At 70.6% G+C, this 21210-nt stretch carries 19 protein-coding genes; 13 read left to right on the top strand and 6 right to left on the bottom strand.

Going from position 1 to position 21210, the window contains the following annotated elements:
• Positions 1 to 7 precede the first annotated feature (7 nt).
• Both ACZ7M7_RS21485 and ACZ7M7_RS21480 read left to right on the top strand, forming a co-directional pair.
• Positions 8 to 691, top strand: coding sequence for a response regulator (locus tag ACZ7M7_RS21485; RefSeq protein WP_383629289.1), 684 nt, complete (start codon positions 8 to 10; stop codon positions 689 to 691).
• Positions 692 to 693: 2 nt separating this feature from the next.
• Positions 694 to 3237: a sensor histidine kinase gene (locus ACZ7M7_RS21480; protein WP_472119190.1), complete on the top strand. Its 2544-nt coding sequence runs from the start codon at positions 694 to 696 to the stop codon at positions 3235 to 3237.
• Positions 3238 to 3270: 33 nt separating this feature from the next.
• On the opposite strand, the gene ACZ7M7_RS21475 is transcribed toward ACZ7M7_RS21480, so the two are convergent.
• Complete coding sequence (locus ACZ7M7_RS21475; protein WP_472119187.1) at positions 3271 to 3843, bottom strand: universal stress protein; 573 nt, start codon at positions 3841 to 3843, stop codon at positions 3271 to 3273.
• Between the two features lie 326 nt (positions 3844 to 4169).
• Here ACZ7M7_RS21475 and ACZ7M7_RS21470 point away from each other — a divergent pair, with 326 nt between their 5' ends.
• The 6 genes from ACZ7M7_RS21470 to ACZ7M7_RS21445 all read left to right on the top strand — a co-directional run bounded on the left by ACZ7M7_RS21470 (position 4170) and on the right by ACZ7M7_RS21445 (position 10618).
• The gene (locus ACZ7M7_RS21470; RefSeq protein WP_451177427.1) at positions 4170 to 4619 is read left to right on the top strand and encodes an SAV_915 family protein; all 450 of its coding nucleotides are present in this window, start codon (positions 4170 to 4172) and stop codon (positions 4617 to 4619) included.
• A gap of 13 nt (positions 4620 to 4632) precedes the next feature.
• A complete protein-coding gene (lysA, locus tag ACZ7M7_RS21465; protein ID WP_472119184.1) occupies positions 4633 to 5973 on the top strand; it encodes a diaminopimelate decarboxylase in 1341 nt (446 codons plus the stop codon).
• 340 nt (positions 5974 to 6313) lie between these two features.
• Positions 6314 to 7609, top strand: a complete 1296-nt coding sequence (locus ACZ7M7_RS21460; RefSeq protein ID WP_472119181.1) for an extracellular solute-binding protein — start codon at positions 6314 to 6316, stop codon at positions 7607 to 7609.
• A 6-nt stretch (positions 7610 to 7615) separates the two neighbouring features.
• Positions 7616 to 8614 (top strand): carbohydrate ABC transporter permease, encoded by a 999-nt coding sequence (locus tag ACZ7M7_RS21455; protein WP_472119178.1) that lies wholly within the window; start codon positions 7616 to 7618, stop codon positions 8612 to 8614.
• A gap of 17 nt (positions 8615 to 8631) precedes the next feature.
• Positions 8632 to 9489 carry a carbohydrate ABC transporter permease gene (locus ACZ7M7_RS21450; protein WP_472119293.1) on the top strand — a complete coding sequence of 286 codons (858 nt, stop codon included), beginning with the start codon at positions 8632 to 8634 and terminating at the stop codon, positions 9487 to 9489.
• Between the two features lie 55 nt (positions 9490 to 9544).
• Complete coding sequence (locus ACZ7M7_RS21445; protein ID WP_383599633.1) at positions 9545 to 10618, top strand: endo-1,4-beta-xylanase; 1074 nt, start codon at positions 9545 to 9547, stop codon at positions 10616 to 10618.
• A 135-nt stretch (positions 10619 to 10753) separates the two neighbouring features.
• Here the strand turns inward: ACZ7M7_RS21445 and ACZ7M7_RS21440 are convergent, their stop codons facing one another.
• Positions 10754 to 10960 carry a DUF5999 family protein gene (locus ACZ7M7_RS21440; protein WP_030053671.1) on the bottom strand — a complete coding sequence of 69 codons (207 nt, stop codon included), beginning with the start codon at positions 10958 to 10960 and terminating at the stop codon, positions 10754 to 10756.
• Between the two features lie 462 nt (positions 10961 to 11422).
• Positions 11423 to 12025 carry a hypothetical protein gene (locus ACZ7M7_RS21435; RefSeq protein ID WP_472119175.1) on the bottom strand — a complete coding sequence of 201 codons (603 nt, stop codon included), beginning with the start codon at positions 12023 to 12025 and terminating at the stop codon, positions 11423 to 11425.
• Between the two features lie 578 nt (positions 12026 to 12603).
• Between ACZ7M7_RS21435 and ACZ7M7_RS21430 the strand changes: the two genes are divergently transcribed.
• Positions 12604 to 14121: a glutamate-cysteine ligase family protein gene (locus ACZ7M7_RS21430; protein ID WP_472119172.1), complete on the top strand. Its 1518-nt coding sequence runs from the start codon at positions 12604 to 12606 to the stop codon at positions 14119 to 14121.
• Positions 14122 to 14162: 41 nt separating this feature from the next.
• Here the strand turns inward: ACZ7M7_RS21430 and ACZ7M7_RS21425 are convergent, their stop codons facing one another.
• Positions 14163 to 15956, bottom strand: coding sequence for a substrate-binding and VWA domain-containing protein (locus ACZ7M7_RS21425; protein WP_472119169.1), 1794 nt, complete (start codon positions 15954 to 15956; stop codon positions 14163 to 14165).
• A gap of 194 nt (positions 15957 to 16150) precedes the next feature.
• Here ACZ7M7_RS21425 and ACZ7M7_RS21420 point away from each other — a divergent pair, with 194 nt between their 5' ends.
• Positions 16151 to 16951 (top strand): CPBP family intramembrane glutamic endopeptidase, encoded by an 801-nt coding sequence (locus tag ACZ7M7_RS21420; RefSeq protein WP_472119166.1) that lies wholly within the window; start codon positions 16151 to 16153, stop codon positions 16949 to 16951.
• A 109-nt stretch (positions 16952 to 17060) separates the two neighbouring features.
• On the opposite strand, the gene ACZ7M7_RS21415 is transcribed toward ACZ7M7_RS21420, so the two are convergent.
• Complete coding sequence (locus ACZ7M7_RS21415; protein ID WP_472119163.1) at positions 17061 to 17870, bottom strand: PhzF family phenazine biosynthesis protein; 810 nt, start codon at positions 17868 to 17870, stop codon at positions 17061 to 17063.
• 209 nt (positions 17871 to 18079) lie between these two features.
• On the opposite strand from ACZ7M7_RS21415, the gene ACZ7M7_RS21410 reads away from it, so the two are divergent.
• Positions 18080 to 18706: a PadR family transcriptional regulator gene (locus ACZ7M7_RS21410; protein WP_472119160.1), complete on the top strand. Its 627-nt coding sequence runs from the start codon at positions 18080 to 18082 to the stop codon at positions 18704 to 18706.
• A gap of 106 nt (positions 18707 to 18812) precedes the next feature.
• On the opposite strand, the gene ACZ7M7_RS21405 is transcribed toward ACZ7M7_RS21410, so the two are convergent.
• A complete protein-coding gene (locus tag ACZ7M7_RS21405) occupies positions 18813 to 19244 on the bottom strand; it encodes a type II toxin-antitoxin system Rv0910 family toxin (RefSeq protein WP_383599614.1) in 432 nt (143 codons plus the stop codon).
• A gap of 269 nt (positions 19245 to 19513) precedes the next feature.
• Between ACZ7M7_RS21405 and ACZ7M7_RS21400 the strand changes: the two genes are divergently transcribed.
• Positions 19514 to 20074 (top strand): peptidase, encoded by a 561-nt coding sequence (locus ACZ7M7_RS21400; RefSeq protein WP_472119157.1) that lies wholly within the window; start codon positions 19514 to 19516, stop codon positions 20072 to 20074.
• Positions 20075 to 20185: 111 nt separating this feature from the next.
• On the top strand, positions 20186 to 21178 hold the full coding sequence (locus tag ACZ7M7_RS21395) for an EamA family transporter (protein WP_383599608.1): 993 nt from the start codon (positions 20186 to 20188) through the stop codon (positions 21176 to 21178).
• Positions 21179 to 21210 lie beyond the last annotated feature (32 nt).

Genomic DNA, 21210 nt, shown 5'->3' with positions numbered 1-21210 from the left:
TGCACCCATGACCAGGGTGTTGGTGGTGGAGGACGACCCGCAGCTGGTGCGGGCGCTGGTGATCAACATGCAGGCACGCCGGTTCGGAGTGGACCCGGCGCCCGACGGGGCCACAGCCCTGCGGCTGGCGGCCGCCCGCCAGCCCGACGTGGTCCTGCTGGACCTGGGGCTGCCCGACATGGACGGCGTCGACGTCATCAAGGCCCTGCGCGGCTGGACCCGGGTGCCGATCCTCGTGCTGTCGGCGCGGCAGGCCTCCGGGGAGAAGGTCGCAGCGCTGGACGCGGGCGCGGACGACTACGTCACCAAGCCCTTCAGCATGGACGAGCTGATGGCCCGGCTGCGGGCCGCCGTCCGCCGCACCGAGGAGAGCCCGCTCGGCCCCGAGACGACGTTCGTGGAGACGGACGAGTTCACCATCGACCTGCTCGCCAAGAAGGTCGCGCGCGCCGGTCGTGAGGTCCGGCTCACGCCGACGGAGTGGCACCTGCTGGAAATCCTGGTCACCAACCCCGGCCGGCTCATCACACAGAAGCATCTGCTCCAGGAGGTCTGGGGGGTCTCCCAGAGCAGCAAGACCAACTACCTGCGGGTCTACATGGCGCAGTTGCGACGCAAGCTGGAGACGGACCCCTCGCACCCCCGCTTTCTCATCACCGAACCCGGCATGGGTTACCGCTTCGAAGGGTGAACATGGCACGCGGCAAGCTTCGGATCTACCTCGGTGCGGCACCGGGCGTCGGCAAGACGTACGCCATGCTGTCCGAGGCGCACCGGCGGGTGGAGCGCGGTACCGACTGCGTGGTCGCGTTCGTGGAGCACCACGGCCGGCCGCGCACCGAGGTGATGCTGCACGGCCTGGAACAGATCCGGCGAAAGGACCTCCAGTACCGGGACACCTCCTTCACGGAGATGGACATCGACGCCGTCCTCGCCCGCAGGCCCAAGGTGGCGCTGGTGGACGAGCTCGCCCACACCAACATCCCCGGCTCGCGCAACGCCAAGCGCTGGCAGGACGTGGAGGAGCTGCTTGCGGCCGGGATCGACGTCATATCGACGGTCAACATCCAGCACCTGGAGTCGCTGGGGGACGTCGTCGAGTCGATCACCGGTGTGCGGCAGCAGGAGACCGTCCCCGACGAGGTCGTACGCCGGGCGGACCAGGTGGAACTGGTCGACATGTCGCCACAGGCGCTGCGGCGGCGGATGGCACACGGCAACATCTACAAGCCGGACAAGGTCGACGCGGCCCTGTCCAACTACTTCCGCCCCGGCAACCTGACCGCCCTGCGTGAACTGGCCTTGCTCTGGGTGGCGGACCGGGTCGACGAGTACCTCAACGCCTACCGCAGCGAACACGAGGTCTCGACGATCTGGGGTTCGCGGGAGCGGATCGTCGTCGGGCTCACCGGCGGCCCCGAGGGGCGGACGCTGATCCGGCGGGCCGCCCGGCTGGCGGAGAAGGGCGCCGGCGGTGAGGTGCTGGCCGTCTACATCGCCCGCAGCGATGGGCTGACGTCCTCGTCGCCGAAGGAACTCGCCGTGCAACGAGGGCTGGTGGAGGACCTCGGCGGCACCTTCCACCACGTCGTGGGCGACGATGTCCCCGTCGCCCTGCTGGACTTCGCGCGCGGTGTGAACGCCACCCAGATCGTGCTGGGGGTCTCCCGGCGCAAGAGCTGGCAGTACGTCTTCGGACCCGGCGTCGGTGCCACGGTCGCCCGCGACTCGGGCCCTGACCTCGACGTCCACCTGATCACACACGACGAGGCGGGCAAGGGACGCGGGCTGCCGCTGCCCCGCGGCGCGCGGCTCGGCCGGTCGCGGATCATCTGGGGCTGGCTCGTCGGCGTGCTCGGCCCGGCTGTCCTCACGGTGCTGCTGACGCACGTCGCCCCCGAAGTCGGCCTCGCCAACGACATGCTGCTGTACCTGTCGCTGACGGTGGCGTCGGCGCTGCTCGGCGGCCTGCTGCCGGCGCTGGCGTCCGCGGTGGTCGGTTCGCTGCTGCTCAACTGGTTCTTCACCCCGCCCGTCCACACGCTGACCATCGCCGACCCGAAGAACATCGTCGCCATCGCGATCTTCGTCGGCGTGGCGGTGGCGGTGGCCTCGGTGGTGGACCTTGCGGCGCGGCGCACCCACCAGGCGAACCGCCTGCGCGCCGAGTCGGAGATCCTCTCCTTCCTCGCCGGGAACGTGCTGCGCGGTGAGACCAGCCTGGAGGCGCTGCTCGAGCGGGTCCGCGAGACGTTCGGCATGGAGTCGGTGGCGCTGCTGGAACGGGAGAGCGATGTCGACCCCTGGACCTGCGCGGGCAGTGTGGGTCCCCGGCCCTGCCAGGACCCCGACGACGCGGACGTGGACGTGCCGGTCGGCGACCACCTGGCGCTCGCGCTGACCGGCCGGGTGCTGCCCGCCGAGGACCGCCGGGTGCTCGCCGCCTTCGCCGCGCAGTCCGCCGTGGTCCTCGACCGCCGGCGCCTGCGGCACGAAGCCGACAAGGCCAAGGAACTGGCCGAGGGCAACCGGATCCGGACGGCGCTGCTGGCCGCCGTCAGCCACGATCTGCGGACGCCGCTCGCCGGCATCAAGGCGTCGGTCTCCTCACTGCGGTCCGACGACGTGGCCTGGTCCGAGGAGGACCAGGCCGAACTGCTCCAGGCGATCGAAGAAGGCGCCGACCGCCTCGACCTCCTCGTCGGCAACCTGCTGGACATGTCGCGCCTGCAGACCGGCACGGTCGTTCCGCTGATCCGGGAGATCGACCTCGACGAGGTGGTGCCGATGGCGCTCGGCGGGGTGCCGGAGGGCAGCGTGGGACTCGACATTCCGGAGACGCTGCCCATGGTCGGCGTCGACAAGGGCCTGCTGGAGCGCGTCGTCGCCAACGTCGTCGAGAACGCCGTCAAGTACAGCCCGCAGGACAAGCCGGTGCTGGTTTCCGCGAGCGCCATCCGCGACCGGGTCGAGGTACGCGTGGTCGACCGCGGCGGGGGCGTCCCGGACGAGGCCAAGGAACGCATCTTCGAGCCCTTCCAGCGCTACGGCGACGCCCCGCGGGGCGCGGGCGTGGGGCTCGGCCTCGCGGTCGCCCGCGGGTTCGCCGAGGCGATGGGCGGCACGATCACGGCCGAGGACACGCCAGGGGGCGGGCTGACCATGGTGCTGAGCCTGCGGATGGCGCAGGGACGAAAGCCGGAGGACCCGGAGCTGCCGGCAGCGGTGGTGTCGTAGCTGCGCCACGACACCACACGGCGTCGGCCCGGGTCACGCCCCTTCCTGCGGCACCGTCTCCTCGGCCAGATGCCCGGTGTGCAACCGCAGCCGCCAGGCGTTGCGCCGGTGCACGGCCGCGAGCTCCGACTCCAGCGGGGAGGGCGGTACCGCGAGGACCGGGCAGGCGGCGTGGGCCAGGCAGTAGCGGCTCACGGAGCGGTGGCAGGCGCGGTGCAAGTGGCTGCGGCGGCCCGCGCCGACGACCAGGACGTCGTCCTCGCGGTCGGCGACCTCCACCAGGGCCGGCCCCGGGCTGCCCTGGGCGACCAGGGCGACCAGGGCGTACATCCACACGCCGGGACCGGCCTCGCCGAACACGTCCTTCAGGACGCCGACGAGCCGCTCACGCGCCAGGCGCTGCCACTCGTCGGTCAGCAGGCTCGACGCGGGACCCCGCCGCGCGGCGAGGTCCCCGCCCGGCGGCTGCCAGGCGAGCACCGGCCACAGCTCGGCGCCGCGCCGGCGCGCCTCGTCGGCGGCCCGGGACAGGGCGGTGAGGCTCCCCAGGGAGCCGCTCACGCCCACCACGACCCGTGGTGTCGCAGGGCCGTCGCTACCAGACATGACTCCACCGTTCCTCTTTGCGCGTGCCCGCGGGCCGCTCCCGCGGGAAGCCCACGACGGGCCCCTTCCATCACACGCCTGCGGCACCCCCACAGCCAGCCCCGACGGCACTTCTTGGCACACCTCTGACGGCCTCCCCCCAGGCCTCGCGGGCCGGGTGTCAGCATCCCGTCAGAGTCCGGCCGATCGCCGTCAGCATCCCGTCATGAGCCGTCCGGAACCCGGGGTCACCGGGCATAGCGTCAGTTGCGAGCCCCGGTCCGCCTCCCCGCGTCCGGGGCGTCAGCAACCACCCGATCCACCTCGGTTCCATCCGGAGGCACCCCATGGCAGACATCCAGTACGACGAAGACCCGGAGCCTTCTGATCGGTTCCCGGCCGGCCCTCTGTACGTTCCGGTCCGGCCGGGACAGGCCGCCTGCGCGGCCCGCCTCTTCCGTACGCCCATCGGTGACCGTACGGCCGTAGGGTTCACCTCCCAGCGGAAACTGACCGCGACGCTCGGCCCCGACCAGCCCTGGATCCGGCTCGCCGAGCCCGCCCTGCGCTCCCTGACGGCGCCGCTCGGCGTCACGACCGTCACGGTGGACCCCCAGTTCTGCGCCCCCGCCCCGACCGCGACCGCCCGTACCGCGACTGCGCCCTCCACGCGGGACAGCGCCGAGCACGCCGGTCCCCGATTCCGTGAAGGCGCCTGGGACCCCCAGGCCGTAGGAGCCCTGCGAGTGACCGGCGCCGCCGCGCTCATCTCCGCGTTGACCATGTGGATCGGCTGAGGGGGAACGCACGATGACCACCATTCACGAACCCGCCGTCACCACCGAGACCGCCGCCCACGCCCTCTCGGTGTGGCCCGCCTCGGCCGTGGAGCCCCGCGGAGGCGAGATCACCGTCGGCGGTGTGCCGCTCGCCGAGGTCGCCGACCGCTTCGGTACGCCCGTCTACGTCATCGACGAGGACGAGGTCCGCGAGCGCTGCCGCACCTACAAGCACGCCTTTCCAGAGGCCGAAGTCCTCTACGCCGCCAAGGCGTTCCTGTGCCGGGCGATGATCCACTGGGTGGACGAGGAGGGCCTGGGGCTGGACGTCTGCTCGGCCGGTGAGCTGGAGCTCGCGGTCACCACCGGCTTCCCGCCGGAGAAGATCGTGCTGCACGGCAACGCCAAGTCCCCGCGCGACCTGGAGACCGCCCTGCGCCTGGGCGTCGGGCGCATCGTCATCGACAGCCCCTCCGAGATCGCCGGGCTGGCCGCGGCGGTCGGGCCCGACGGCCACCAGAAGGTCATGGTCCGCGTGGTGCCCGGCATCAGCGCCGGCGGCCACGAGAAGATCCGCACCGGCACCGAGGACCAGAAGTTCGGCCTGTCCATCCGGGACGGCTACGCCCAGCACGCCATCGCCCGGATACTTGACCAGCCGCAGCTCGAACTGACCGGCCTGCACTGCCACTTGGGCTCCCAGATCACCAGTGTCAAGCCGTACCTCGCTGCCGTACGCCGCATGGTCGGCCTGATGGCCCGGCTGTACGAACAGCACGGCCTGGTCCTGCGCGAACTCGACCTGGGCGGCGGCCATGGCATCGCCTACCGACCGGGCGAACCCGCCCTGGACCTCACCACCTTGGCCCGCAAGGTGCGCACCGAGCTGGCCGGGGCGTGTGCGACGGCCGGAATCACCGTGCCCCACCTCATCATCGAGCCGGGTCGGGCCATCGCGGGCCCGGCCGGAGTCGCGCTCTACCACGTCCTCTCCGTCAAGCGCACCGGAGCGCACACCTACGTCGCGGTGGACGGCGGCATGAGCGACAACCCCCGGCCCGCGCTGTACGGAGTGCGCTACGCCCCCCGTCTGGTGGGCCGGCACAGCACCGCGGCCCCGACCTCCGTGACCGTGGTGGGCCGCCACTGCGAGGCGGGCGACATCCTCGCCACCGACGTCGAACTCCCCGACGACATCCGTCCCGGCGACGTGCTCGCCATCCCGGCGGCAGGCGCCTACCACCTGTCCATGGCATCCGGCTACAACATGGTCGGCCGCCCGCCCGTGGTCGCCGTGGACGACGGCCAGGCCCGGCTCCTGATCCGCCGCGAGTCCCTGGACGACATCCGCAGCCGCGACGTCGGCCTCTGAGACCCGGCCGACCTGCCGGGCCCGCAACTTCTGCAGGGCCTGGAGCCGACGCGGCATCCGAGCCACCTCCGGGCGAGCCATGGCCACGCCCTCGCCCGGAGGTGTCCAGCGTTCGCTCCCAGGACCGTAAAGTTCGCCATCGGTCGCGAATGTTTCGATCACTCACACGGCGAAGTTATGAGGAGACCAATTCACCTTGTTCAAAGGGTTGCCACCATTTGGCAGCTGTCTCTAGGGTGCGGCAGCAACGCAGCTTTCTGGATCTGTTCCGAAACTTTCGATCCAGGCGGATCCGGCGGACGGCCCATGGGCGAGCCGTCCCGTACCCAAGGAGCGCATCATGGGCGACCCGGGACTGTCCCGCCGAGGCTTCCTGGCGGCCTCGGCCGCGGCCGGTGTGGGCATCACGGCACTGAGCGGTTGCGGCGGTGACTCGGACGGAGGGTCGTCGGACGGCACGACCACCATCGAGTGGTGGAACATCTCCACCACCGAGCCGACGAAGGGCGTCTGGGCGGCGCTGGCCAAGAAGTTCGAGGCCCAGAACCCCAAGGTGAAGGTAAAGATCGTCCAGTTGGAGAACGACGCCTACAAGTCGAAGATGACGGCTCTGACCGCGTCCGGGAAACTGCCCGACATCTTCCACACCTGGGGCGGCGGCGTCCTCGAGCAGCAGGTCGACGCCGGACTCGTCGAGGACCTCACCGACCGCACCAAGGACTTCGCCGACGGCCTGCTGCCGGTCGCGAAGGAGCCGTATCTCCTGGACGAGAAGGTCTACGGCATCCCGTTCGACATCGGCATGATCGGCTTCTGGTACAACAAGGCGCTCTTCAAGGACGCGGGGGTCAGCGAGCCGCCGACCACCTGGAGTGACTTCCTCGACACCGTAGGGAAGTTGAAGGCCAAGGGCATCACCCCGCTCGCCCTCGCCGGCAAGGAGAAGTGGCCCGGCATGTACTACTGGGCGTACCTCTCGATGCGCACCGCGGGCGCCTCAGCCCTGCAGAAGGCTTACGACGACAAGGACTTCACCGGCGACGCCTTCGTGCAGGCCGGTCAGCACCTCCAGGAACTCGTCGACCTCCAGCCGTTCCAGAAGGGCTTCCTCGGCGCCGCCTACTCCACCCCCACCGGTCAGGCCGCCGCGGTCGGCAACGGCAAGGCGGCGATGGAGCTCATGGGGCAGTGGGCCCCGGTCGTGCAGGCGGATGCCGGCAAGGGTCTCGGCGAGGACCTCGGATTCTTCCCGTTCCCCGAGGTCGACGGCGGCAAGGGCGCGATCACCGAGGTCTTCGGCGGGGGCGGCGGGCACGCCCTGCGCAGCGGCGCTCCGCAGGCCGCCGTCGACTTCCTGAAGTTCTTCGCCTCCGAGGCGACCGACGTCGAGCTCGTCAAGAAGACAGGCGTCCTGCCGGTGGTCCCGGCCGCCGAGCGCGCCATCACCGACCCCAACATCAAGGCCGTACAGGCGCAGTTGAAGGGCGCCACCGGCTTCCAGCTCTATCTCGACCAGGCCTATGCGCCCGCCGTCGGCCAGGAGGTCAACGACAGCGTCGGCGCGCTCGTCGCCGGGTCCAAGTCACCCCAGCAGGTCGCCGAGTCGATCACGCAGGCCGCGAAGGAAGAGCAGTAGCCGGCGATGACCTCCACGTTCCTGCCGGACAAGCGCACCGGCCCCGGCGTCGATCCCGCGCCCCCGCCCACCGGCGAGGCTCGCGCACGGGCCCGGCGTCGGGCCCTGCACTGGCTCACCGCGGTCGGCTTCCAGGTGCCCGCGCTGGTGCTGTTCCTCGTCCTGGTGCTGCTGCCGATGCTGTTCGCGCTGTACGCCGCCTTCTTCCGCTGGGGCGGCTTCGGCATGCCGTCCGACTACATCGGCGCCGACAACTTCACCCGGCTCTTCCAGGACCCCGTCTTCCTCGGCGACCTGTGGCGCTGCCTGATCCTGGTCGTGCTGTCGCTCGCCGTCCAGCTGCCGTTCGCGCTCGCCATGGCCGTACTGCTCAACCAGAAGCTGCGCGGTCGGGCCTTCTACCGGATGCTTTTCTTCGGGCCGTACGTCCTGTCCGAGGCCATCACCGGCGTCCTGTTCGGCATGATCTTCGCCCCCGGCGACGGCTTCGCCGACCAGGTCCTGGGCCACATCGGCCTCGACGGACTCGGCGGCGAGTGGTTCGCCGACCCGTCCATGGTCATGGCCACCCTGTTCCTGGTCATGACGTGGAAGTACTTCGGCTTCCACATGATGCTCTACCTGGCCGGACTCCAGTCCATTCCGGCCGAGTTGACCGAGGCCGCGCTGATCGACGGTGCGAACGCCTGGCAGCGCTTTCGCAGCGTCACCCTGCCGCTCCTTGCGCCCACCCTGCGCATCAGCGTGTTCCTGTCCGTCATCGGGTCGATCCAGCTCTTCGACCTGGTCTGGGTGACCACCGCGGGCGGTCCCGACCACCACTCCGAGACGATGGCCGTGACCATGTTCCAGTACGGCTTCAAGCGCTATCAGGTCGGCTACGCCAGCGCGATCAGCGTGGTCATGTTCGGCATCAGCCTCGTCTTCGCCCTCGCCTACCAGCGGTTCGTGCTCCGCCGCGACCTCGAAGGGGCCACCACGACCATGCGGGGAGGCGTCAAGTGACGGCCAGGTCCGGCCGGATGGCCGACAGGAAGGCCGGCGGGGAGACCGGCAGGAAGACCGGCAGGAAGAGTCTGCCGCTGCATGTGATCCTCGTGGTGGTCGGCGCCGTGATGGTCGTGCCACTGCTCTACGCCGTCGTGTCCGGCTTCAAGTCCACCGACGAGCTCTCCCGCAACCCGGTCGGGCTGCCGGAGTCGTGGGTGGCCGGCAACTACGCGGACATCCTCGGCTCGGGGGACTTCTGGCGGCTGGTCGGAAACAGCACACTGATCGCGGTGGGGACGACCGTCCTGGTCGTGGCGGTCTCCGCGCTCTCGGCCTTCTCCTTCGCGCGGTTCGCCTTCCGGGGCCGGGAGACGCTGTTCACCCTCTTCACGATGGGGCTGATGTTCCCCTTCGCGGTCGCGGCCCTCCCGCTGTTCCTGCTGCTGCGCTCCCTGGGCCTGCTGGACAACCCGCTCGGCGTGATCCTTCCGCAGGCCGCCTTCGGGCTGCCGATGACCATCATCATCCTGCGCGGTTTCTTCCGGGACATCCCCGGCGAGTTGGAGGAGGCGGCCACGCTCGACGGGTGCAGCTCTTTCGGTTTCTTCTGGCGGGTGCTGCTACCGATGGCACGGCCCGCGCTGGGCACCGTCTCGGTCCTGGCCGTCGTCACCAGCTGGAACAACTTCTTCCTGCCGCTGCTGGTGTTCACCGACTCGACGTGGTGGACCATCCCGATCGGCGTCCAGCAGTTCCAGGGTCAGTACTCCGCGGACTACGCCCGCGTCTTCGCCTACCTGGTGCTGGCCATGGTCCCCGCACTCGCCTTCTACTCGGTCGCCGAGCGCCAGCTCGTCGGCGGCCTCACCGCCGGCGCGACCAAGGGTTGACGCGCGCAGGCGGACGTACGGCTCAACACACCACCGCTACGTGAGGAGTCGCACCATGCGCAAGAACCGTCTGAGACTCGCAGGCGCCCTCGCCGCCGCCCTGATCGCGGCCGGCGTCGCGAGCGGCCCGGCAGCCCAGGCTCACGGCAAGCCGCCCACCCTCGCCGACCTCGCCCAGCGCCACGGCCGCTACTTCGGCAGCGCGACCGACAACCCCGAACTCGTCGACGAGCCGTACAAGGCGCTCCTCGGCAGCGAGTTCGACCAGATCACGCCCGGCAACGGCATGAAGTGGTACGCCACCGAGCCCCAGCAGGGCGTGTTCGACTTCTCCGAGGGCGACGAGATCGTGAACCTCGCCCGCGCCAACCACCAGAAGGTGCGCGGCCACACCCTCGTCTGGCACAGCCAGCTGCCCGGCTGGCTGACCGGCCGCGAGTGGACGGCGGACGAGCTGAGGGCCGTACTGAAGAACCACATCCAGCAGGAGGTACGGCACTACCGGGGCAAGGTGTTCGCCTGGGACGTCGTCAACGAGGCCTTCAACGAGGACGGCACCTACCGTGAGACGGTCTTCTACAAGACGCTCGGCCCCGGCTACATCGCCGACGCCCTGCGCTGGGCCCGCCAGGCCGACCCGAAGGTCAAGCTCTACCTCAACGACTACAACATCGAGGCGGTCGGCCCGAAGAGCGACGCCTACTACCGTCTCGCGAAGGAACTGAAGGCCCAGGGCGTCCCGCTCGACGGCATCGGGCTGCAGGCACACCTGGCGCTGCAGTACGGCTACCCGACCACGCTGGAGGACAACCTCCGGCGCTTCGCCGGGCTGGGGCTCGACACCGCGCTCACCGAGGTCGACATCCGGATGATCCTGCCCGCGACCGAGGAGAAGCTCGCCCAGCAGGCCGAGTGGTACCGGGATCTGACCGAGGCGTGCCTGGCCGTGCGCCGGTGTGTCGGCATCACCGTCTGGGACTACACCGACAAGTACTCCTGGATCCCGGCGTTCTTCGAGGGCGAGGGCGCCGCGCTGCCGTGGGACGAGGAACTGCGTCCGAAGCCGGCGTACTTCGCGATACGGCAGGCGCTGAGGCAGGTCGATACGGCGCATGGCGAACTACGCTGAGTGACCACCCCCGGACACACGTGGGGGCCGGCTCGCAGTCAGGGTCTGCGACCGGCCCCTGGGAGTACGCCGGGCGTCGGTGATCGCTCCGCCCGGTAGTGCTGCAGGACCTCTCCGGCATGCCGCCGGCAGGCGCTACGCGGCGGTCATCACCTTGCCGGTGCCCAGCGGACGGTGCGGGGCGATGATCTGGCCGTCCGGCAGGAGCTCACCGGTGTCCTCGAAGAGCAGGACACCGTTGCACAGCAGGCTCCAACCCTGCTCCGGGTGGTGCGCCACGAGACGGGCGGATTCCCGGTCGGCGGAGTCGGCTGAGGGACACGGTGGCTGGTGCTGGCACATGGATGGGATCTTTCGCTCTGTCGTGATGTGTGAGATGGCTGTGGCGTCTGTTTCGCGGCGTGAAGCTTCGTTCATGGCCGCCCCCCGTTGTGATTAGTCGGTCGGAACCCAGTGTTGCCCCACGGGCGTCAATCCGCAGGGATTTCGCAGCACCGCTTTCTTACAGGTTGATGACGCATCCCCCGCGCGGACGGTTCATCCCAACTGCACTGTCATTTCGGGTGGTTCGCCGTGGTCGGATGGGGCTAGTCCGGACGGGCCGGGGTCGCGAGTGGCTCGTTCGAGCGCATTGTCGCTCGCGCGAGCGATATCCTCCTCGCACTCTTGCCTATTCTTCGCTCAGGCGAGTGCATTCCTGCTCGTACGAGTATCGAGTGCCGTCCGATTTTGCCCCGGACAGCGGCGTACCCCGCAACCCGGGAATGGGGCGGCGGGGTACGCGGGCGCTCGCGCGGTGCGCTGTCAGGCGGGTGAGCCGAGCAGCGGAGGCACAGGGGGCAGCGGAGCCGGGGTCGCCCGGTGGGTCAGCACCGGGAGCAGCTCGGCGACCCGGTGCGGCAGATGGGCCGCAATGCCGGGCGGGGCGGGGGCCAGCGGCACCAGGAGGTCCGTGGCGGCCGGGTGGCCGGTGGTGGCGTCCGCGGTGCAGTCGCCGTGCAGCCAGAGGGTGAGCATGTAGAGGCCGGGGAACGACAGCAGGCGCGGCTGGTAGGGCTGTGCGATCGTCTCGGCCTGGCGCAACGCCCGTTCGGTGGAGGCGATGTACGGGCCCTCGAAGAAGTGCGAGAAGGTCCAGCCGTCCGGGGTCAGCCGGGTCTCGGCCGCCGCCACCGCTCGTTCGCCGCACCGGATCAGGAAGCGCCAGCCGGCCAGCCGGGTCGCGGTCACGCCTGCCGGGGTGATTTCGTCCACGACGTGCACGGGCAGCGGGAGTTCGGGTGTGGCGGGGCCCTGGGCGGCGCGCAGGGAGGGCGTTCGGGCCTCGCGGACCGCGGTGGGCGAGCCGAGTGCGGTCAGGACGGAGCGAAGTGCGGGCGCGGGAGCCGGGGGAACATGCAGCGGCATGGTGGGTCGCCTCTCATTGACAGGCACGGTGGCGCGAGGGCGTGGCGGGGGCGGACGGCGCTGTCTGCTCACGGAGGTCAGAGAGGCGGGGGCCGGGGTCTGGGAGCGCGAGGGGGGATAGCGAGGCCTGCCGTACGTCACCTGACGGCAGGTCCCTGGACCGTGGGCGCCAACCCTCTGCCTTGATTGCGGAGTTTATACGACGAGTGTTCAGACGATGTTTCATCTAGCCGCTTTTGGTGCACCCGGCAAGGGCCCAATCGGCCGGTGATTTGCGGGAATCATCCCGATTGCCGACCGGCCAAACGTCCATGACCTCGAAAAATACCCCGGGTGCGGTCGGCCAATTCTCGTCGGCGTTTTTCACGACTTCCTTGAGCCGTCCGCAACTGCATAGTGCCCCATGCCCGGTGAATGTGCCGCCGGTCACGTCCGACAGAGTAGCGGCCGCCGGGGCGCCGCGGGACGTTATCGATCGCTTCCGCTGGGCATCATCCCACCTGACCCGGGACCGGCGGTCGGATCCAGGGTCCGCCGAGCGGGCCTCACAGCCCGGCCATCCGAGGAGGGAAGCGTCGATGGGGGAGAAGGTCGTGGCAGGTCGGTTCGATCTGTCCGATCGCCAGCACTACCGCGAGAAGTTGCGGCAGTGTCTGACGGGCCTGGAGCGGCTGCTGGAGGAGAAGCGGTTCGACCGCCCCAAGAACCTCATGGGGCTGGAGATCGAATTGAATCTCGCCGGCGCCGACGGCATGCCGAAAATGTTGAACATGCAGGTACTGGAGCGGATCGCGAGCCGCGATTTCCAAACAGAACTCGCCATGTTCAATCTGGAAGTCAACATCGCCCCGCACCGGCTTCAGGAGCGGGTATTCGACCGGCTGGCCGAAGAACTTCGTACGTCGCTGGCATATGCCGACCGAAAAGCGGGTGAGCTCGACGCGGGAATCGTGATGATCGGCATTCTGCCGACGCTGGACCGGGACGACCTGGTCTCCTCGAACCTTTCCGCCGTCGACCGCTACACCCTGCTCAACGACCAGATCGTGGCCGCCCGCGGTGAGGAGTTCACGCTCGACATCGACGGTGTGGAGCGCCTGACGTGCACCTCGGGCTCCATCGCCCCGGAAGCCGCCTGCACCTCCGTGCAGCTGCACCTCCAGGTCACCCCAGGGCGCTTCGCCGACGTCTGGAACGCGGCCCAGGCGGTCGCCGCCGCACAGGTCGCCGTGGGCGCCAACTCGCCGTTCCTCTTCGGGCGCGAGCTGTGGCGGGAGTCGCGGCCGCCGCTCTTCCAGCAGTCCACCGACACCCGCCCGCCCGAGCTCCAGGCCCAGGGCGTGCGGCCCCGCACCTGGTTCGGGGAGCGGTGGATCTCCTCGGCGTACGACCTCTTCGAGGAGAACCTGCGGTTCTTCCCGGCCCTGCTGCCGATCTGCGACGACGAGGACCCCCTCGAGGTCCTGAACGCCGGCGGCACACCGTCGCTCGCCGAACTCGTCCTGCACAACGGCACCGTGTACCGCTGGAACCGGCCGGTCTACGGCATCGCCGACGGCGTTCCGCACCTGCGTGTGGAGAACCGTGTGCTGCCCGCCGGGCCGACCGTCACGGACGTCGTCGCCAACGCGGCCTTCTACTACGGCGTCGTCCGCGCCCTGGCCGAGGAGTCGCGGCCCGTGTGGACCCGGCTGCCCTTCGAGGCGGCGGCCGCCAACTTCGACGAGGCGTGCAGACACGGCATCGACGCGCGGCTGCGCTGGCCCCGGCGGGGGCGCTACGGCGGGACGACCGAGGTCGACGCGGTGAGCCTCGTACGCGACGAACTGCTGCCGCTCGCCGAGGCCGGACTGGACGCGTGGGGCGTCGAGCCGGCCGACCGGGACTTCTACCTGGGCGTCATCGAGGAGCGCTGCCGCAGGCGCACGAACGGCGCGTCCTGGCAGGCGGCCACCTTCCACCGGGCCCTGGAGTCCGGCCTGTCCAGAGAGGCGGCCCTGGCGGCGACGACGCGCCGGTACCGCGAGTTGATGCACCGCGGGGACCCGGTGCACACGTGGCCGGTGGGGTTGCCGGAGCCGGTGCCGTTGCGGTGACGGCCTTGAGGGGACGGGCGCGGTTGGCGGGGGTCGGCCTCTCACCTGCTGGGGGCGCCCGGTGACGCCGCCCCCACGATGGCCTTCAGGATCACCGAGTGGATCTGGGACGGGTCGGTCACCTCGTGGCCCGAGCCTCCCGTCGCCCTGGCGATGCGGTCGGCCTCCTCGCGGTCCGCGTCGGGGCCGACGGCGATCATGATCAGGGGGACCGGGCGCTCGGGGTTGGTGAGGCGTTCCAGGCGGGTGACGAGGTCGGCGCGCGCGATGCTGCCCGGGTCCTCGTTCCGGCCGTCGGTGAGGACGACCAGGGCGTTGAACCTGCCCTTGGCGTAGGAGTCGGTCGCCGCCCGGTAGGCGGCGAGCGTGGTGTCGTACAGACCGGTCGCCCCGTCCGGCACCGGCTCCAGGTCGCCGAACGCCGTCGACAGCCTTTCGCGTTGCGCGCCGCCACCGTTCCCGTCGCCGAGCCGCTCGGTCGGCACCAGGACGCGGTAGTCCTTGTCGCCGTCCAGCTCGGTGGCGAAGTCCCACAGGCCGATCTCGTCGTCCGCCGTGAACGTGGCGAGAGCCTGCAGCAGCGACGCCTTGGTGACGTCCATCCGCGACTGCTCGGTGCCCGGCACCGGCTCGGCCATGGACGCGGAGGCGTCCACGACCGTGGTGATCCGCGCACTCTGCACGGTGATCGTCCACACGCCGAGCGTCTCCTGGACCGCGACCGCCGAGGCCGGCCGGCCCGCCGGCTCCGCGTACGGCTGGGGACTGCTGCCGCCTGCCCGGGTGACCAGCGCGTCGGGCGGCGCCGCGTCGTCGGACGTCCGGAAGCCGTGCCGCTCCAGCAGCCGCCGCTGTCGAGCGTCGCCGAGGTAGCTCATGAACCGGATCGCGGCCCGGCTCTCGTCGGTCGTCAGCCCTGTCTGGTCGCGGAGGGCGTACGGGTAGTCGAGGCGGGGCGAGCCGTCCTTCGGATAGAAGAAGTCCAGGCTGCTGCCGCCGTCCGCCCCGGAGTTGTACATGTGCGCCGCCTGTTCGCTGACGACCAGCGCCTGGTTGCGTTTCGGGTTGCCCAGTTCGGTGCCCGAGGAGTCGCGCGGCAGGGTCTCCAGCACCTGGCCGTCACTGTCGGAGACGCGCTGCGACAGCGCCTTCATCATCGCCGCGGCCTGCGTGTCCCCGCTTTCGCCCGCGCCGGCCGCCGTGCTCAGCTGCGTGAGGGCGAGCAGTCCGCTCGCGCTGCGCGCGGGGTCGGCCGCGCCGAGCCGGAGCGAATCGTCGCGCAGGCGGGCGCCGGCCAGCTCCAGCCAGCTGTACGTCTTCCTCGGCCACCCCAGCGACTTGGCGGCCGCGGGCACCATCGCCACCCCGACCGGGGTGGAGGCGACATGGCCCACCGTGGAGATCGCGGCCGCGCCGCCGTCCGCCGTGAGCCGCTGGAGCCACAGCTCCGAGTCCGGCACCCACACCTCGGCGTCGGGGTCCTCGCCCGCCAGGAGCGTGTCCGCGACCTCGTACGACTCGCGAGCGCTCACCGTCACGGCGACGCACCGCCCGTCCGAGGTGAGGTCGGCCTCCCTGGCCTGTTTCGCCGCCGTTTGCAAGGCGGGGGCCAGGTCGGGGGAGGCGGCCAGGGTCAGCCGCACCGGGTCGTCCTGGCAGGAGGAGCCGAAGGAGAACAGCCCGCCGCCGACTGCGGCGGCCGTACCGCCGGCGACGGTGAGGACGAGGGCGGTCGCGATGACCACCGTGCGGCGGCGTGCGCCTCGACGGAGGCCGCGTCGACGGGGGTCGCTGCCGCCCGCCCCATACTGATCGGGCAAGCTGTGACGTCCCATGACGGTGGTGCCCCTCCCTGTTGCCCTGCTGAACCACGTGCCGGAGTCCGGCCGTATGGCAGGCAAAGGGGCGGTACGCCCCGTACGGCGCCCGTCCCCCCAACGGCCTGTCGCGCACGGTCTTCGTAAGTGCATTCGAGACCCTAGCGGGATGGCGATGAGGATGAGGCGGGATTACTCAACTGGAGGCAGGTGTGCAGGGCGAGGCAGGCCCCGTGGCCGATTCTTTTCCGCATGAGCGGCCCTCGCGGCGGATCTTCCGTGATGAGACGCTGCTCGTTCTGGGGCTGTCGCTCGGTGCGAGTGGTGTGTCCGCGCTGATCAGTTTTGTCGGCTCGGTCACCAAACCGGGAGGCCTCAAGGATCAGGCGGCCACGCTCAACGCCTCGGCCGCGCCGGGCCGTCCCTGGCTGGATCTCGCCTGGCAGCTGTTCGGGATCACGACCGCCCTGATCCCCGTCGCGCTCGTCGCGCACTTCCTGATGCGCGAGGGGCGGAGCCTGCGCACCCTCGGCTTCGACCGCACCCGCCCCTGGCCGGACCTCGGCCGTGGCGCGGGCATCGCGGCCGTGATCGGCAGCACCGGAATCGCCTTCTACCTGGCCGCGCGCGGACTCGGCTTCAACCTCACCGTGGTGCCCGAGGCGCTGCCCGACGTGTGGTGGAAGTACCCGGTGCTCATCCTCTCGGCGATGCAGAACGCGATCGTCGAGGAGGTCATCGTCGTCGGGTATCTGCTGCGCCGACTGGACCAGTTGGGCTGGACGCCCGGCGCCTCGCTGATGGCCAGTTCCGTACTGCGCGGCTCGTACCACCTCTACCAGGGCATCGGCGGCTTCCTCGGCAACATGGCGATGGGCGTGGTGTTCGTCTACCTGTACCGGCGCTGGGGCCGGGTGGGCCCGCTGGTGGTGGCCCATTCCCTGCTCGACATCGGGGCGTTCGTGGGGTACGCGGTCCTGGCCGGGAAGGTGGGGTGGCTGCCTACGGCGTGACGCCGGTCGGCAGTCGCCAGGAGCGTGCCGAAGGGGGCGTACGAGATCGTCGTACGCCCCCTTCGGCATGCCCGGCCGGTCTGCTCGCCGCGCGGACCGGCCGACGCGTCTAGGCGATCAGCTCCCCGTCGATCACGGTCACCGCGCGGCCGCTCAGCAGCGTGCGGTCGCCGCGCAGTTCCGTGCAGACGTGGCCGGAGCGGCGGGAGGCCTGCAGGCCGGTGAGGTCCGTGCGTCCGAGGCGTGCGGACCAGAAGGGCGCGAGGGCCGTGTGGGCGCTGCCGGTGACGGGGTCCTCGTCGATGCCGACGTTCGGGAAGAAGCAGCGGGAGACGTAGTCGTGGCCGCGGGTGGGGTCCTCGGCGCGGGCGGTGGCGATGATGCCGCGCTCGGAGTAGGCGCCCAGGGCCTTGAGGTCGGGGCGCAGCGAGTGGACCGTCTTCTCGTCGGCGACCTCGAGGAGCAGGTCGCCGACGTTCGGGCCGGTGTCGAAGGCGACGAGCGGATCGGTGCCCAGCGCCTGTGCGACCCCGTCCGGTACCTCGACCGGTGTGAGCGGGGCCGTCGGGAAGTCGAGCGTGATGGAGCCGTCCTCGCGGGGCGTGGCGACGAGGACGCCACTGCGGGTGGCGAACCGTACGGGTCCCTCGTGGACGCCGGTGCTGTGCAGTACGTGGGCCGTGGCGAGCGTGGCGTGCCCGCACATCGCCACCTCGGCGACGGGCGTGAACCACCGCAGCGCCCAGTCCGCCTCCCCGCCCTCCTCCAACGGGTGCGCGAACGCCGTCTCGGCGTGATTGACCTCCATGGCCACGTTCTGAAGCCGGCCGTCCTCCGGGAAGGCGTCCAGGAGGAGGACCCCGGCCGGGTTGCCGCCGAAGGGGCGGTCGGTGAAGGCGTCGACGATTCGAATCCGCATGCCGCGACGGTAGAGGGCGTGCGGAGAGGGCGGCCAAGGCCAATTCGTGGGTGCTGGACCGATTTGGGGGCGGGTGGCCCATGTGCCGCACCTCAGCGCCCCTCAGTGCCGGCGCCGCCCGCGCATCTCCCTCCACCCTTGCTTAACGGACTCTTCCGATATATCGTTGAGGCATCGCGACAGATCAACGATGGAATGGAGTGATTGCGATGCGTTCCCATGGATTCGAGCGTGGACACGGTGGACACGGTCATCACGGCCGAGGTGGCTTCGAGGGGCTTCGCGGCGCCTTCGGGCCGTTCGGGCCCGGTGGTCCTGGCGGCCCCGGTTTCGGTGGGCCCGGATTCGGGCCCGGCCCCTGGGGGCCGAGGGGAGGTCGAGGCGGACCTCGAGGGAGGGCGCGGCGCGGCGACGTGCGCGCGTCGATCCTCGCCCTGCTGAAGGACCGCCCCATGCACGGCTACGAGATGATCCAGGAGATCGCCGAGCGCAGCGGCGGGGCGTGGAAGCCCAGTCCCGGCTCGGTGTACCCCACCCTCCAGATGCTGGAGGACGAGGGCCTGATCGCCAGCGAGAGTGAGGGCGGCAAGAAGCTGTTCGCGCTCACGGAGGCGGGCCGCGAGGCGGCCGAGGCCGGGCCCGAGGCGCCCTGGGAGGAAGCCTCCCGCGGTGTCGACTGGGAGGCCCTCGGCGAGATCCGCCAGGCCGGTTTCGGTCTGATGGAGGCCTTCGGTCAGGTCTGGAAGACGGGCAGCAAGGAGCAGCGCGAGAAGGCGCTGACCGTCATCAACGACGCCCGCAAGCGGCTGTACCTGATCCTCGCCGACGAGGACTGACGTACGGCGACCGGCGTGCGGCGACTGACGTACGGCCTCCCCGCCGTCGGTGAAGGCGCCCCGTGGAGTGATCCGCGGGGCGCCTTCGTGCGCGCGGCGAGGGTCTTCAGGCCACCAGTCCCGCCAGCTTCCGCAGCGACTCGTTCAGGGCTGCCGTCGCCGAATCCTTGAGCTTGCCCGCCATCAACGACACCGCCGCGCCCGTGAACTCCCCGTCGATGCGCACGGCCGTGGCGCTGTCGCCGTCCGGGGTCAGTGTGTAGCGGGTGGCCACGGTCACCGCCATCGGGCCCTTGCCGCGAATGGCGAGCACTCGTGCCGGCTCCAGTTCCTCGATGGTCCACTCGACCTCGGCCGGGAACCCCATCAGCTTCATGTTCTCCTGGAAGGTCCCGCCCACTTCGAGGGCCGCGGGGCCGCCGCCCGGGAAGCTGGTGTGGGTGGCGTTCCACTGGCTCCACGACGACCAGTCCGTCAGCTGCGCCCAGACCTTTTCGGCCGGTGCCTCGATGCGTGCCTCCGCGCTGACTTCGGCCATGCGACCACCCCTTCGTCTCGGGCTACGGTGTCGCGGAACGTAGCTGTGGGGCGTGGAACATTCAATACTGATGAACCGTCAGAAAATGTGGAGACGCCGGACAGGTCGACCGAGGCGCACGGCAAGGCGGCGCGCGCCCACCAGGGTCGTTCGGCCTGATCTCATCCGTAAGGAGGAGATTCCAGCCGCCCGAGTCCACTCTGTGTGGGACGCGCAAATGCTTCCCCTCGGGGATGACTCGGCTCGAAGTGGTTGATGAGGTAGGGGATGTGCAACCCCGTATCCCCCGGCAGTCGGCCCAGGAGCAGGACTGCCGGCGCCCGGACGCCGCGGCGGACGATGCCAGGCTCAGCGAGCAGCTGGCAGCGGTGATCTCCGGCGCCCGCCGCCGGGCGGTCAGGGACGGGGACCGGCAGATCGACACGGCCCATCTGCTGCACTCGCTCCTCGAGCACGACCGGGATGTGTACGCCGTATTCGGCGAAGGACCCCAGATCGCGCGCCTCCTCGGCTACCTCGTCCAACGCACCATCGGCTACGGCCTGCGCTGGCAGGGCAGCGTCGAGGACTCCGGGCGCGTACCCGTGGCCATGGAGGGTGAGGGGTTCTCCCCGCTGGCCGCGAGCGCGATGGAGAACGCCTGCCGACGTGCCACCTCGCGCGGCGACACACAGGCCCGCGGCATCGACCTCCTCGCGGCGATCGTCGTGGACCCGCAGGCACGCGCCGTCGAGGTGCTCGCCCGCGCCGGAATCGACGCGAACGCCCTGCGCGCCCGCATCGAGGACCACCGGGACGAATACGTCGGCGGCACCGAAACCGCCCGCTAGACCCACCCACCCCCTGACTCCTTCGCGAGGCGGCCCCGCCGTCCACTCGTTGAGACAGGTGTCATTGGGGGTGACGCTCATGTCATCCCCTGTCATCATGTGCCGGTGCGTATGTCTGAAAACAGTCAGGCCGGCCGCGGCAAGGGCGTCGGGCTCGGTCTGGCGCTCGGTTCCGCGGTCGCCTTCGGAGGGTCCGGTGTCGCAGCCAAGCCACTGATCGAGGCGGGGCTCGACCCGCTGCACGTCGTGTGGCTACGGGTCGCCGGCGCGGCCCTCGTGATGCTGCCGCTCGCCGTGCGCCACCGCGCGCTGCTGCGCCGCCGCCCCGCCCTGCTCGCCGGGTTCGGACTGCTCGGCGTGGCCGGTGTGCAGGCCTTCTACTTCGCCTCGATATCCCGTATCCCGGTCGGGGTCGCGCTGCTCGTCGAGTACCTCGCCCCCGCCCTCGTCCTCGGCTGGGTGCGGTTCGTGCAGCGGCGGCCGGTCACGCCCGCCGCCGCGGTCGGGGTCGTCCTCGCGGTCGGCGGGCTGGCCTGTGTCGTCGAGATCTGGTCCGGGCTGAGCTTCGACGCGCTCGGACTGCTCCTCGCTCTCGGCGCCGCCTGCTGCCAGGTCGGCTACTTCGTCCTGTCCGACCAGGGCAGCGACTCCGGCGCCGACGCCCCCGACCCGCTCGGCGTGATCGCCTACGGCCTCCTCATCGGCGCCGGCGTGCTCACCGTGGTCGCCCGCCCCTGGACGATGGACTGGTCCGTGCTCGGCGGCACCGCGCACATGGACGGCACCCCGGTCGCGGCCGTCCTGCTGCTGTCCTGGATCGTCCTGGTCGCCACGGTCATTGCGTACGTCACCGGAGTTGTCTCCGTACGCCGGCTCTCGCCGCAGGTCGCCGGCGTCGTCGCGTGCCTCGAAGCGGTCATCGCGACCGTCCTGGCCTGGTTCCTGCTCGGTGAGCACCTCTCCGCGCCGCAGATCATCGGTGGAGCGGTTGTCCTGGCCGGTGCGTTCATCGCGCAATCGTCGGCGCCCGCGAAGGGTTCCCCGGAGCCGGTGGCGAGCGGCGGTCCGGAAAGGGATTTGTCGGCCCGCGAGCCGGCCGCATAGGGTGCCGATCATGCACTCCACGGCACTCGTTC

The sequence above is a fragment of the Streptomyces sp. NPDC111606 genome, assembly GCF_055656945.1.
The sequence above is the reverse complement of the archived record's forward strand: the minus strand, read 5'-3'. Positions and strand labels throughout refer to the sequence as shown.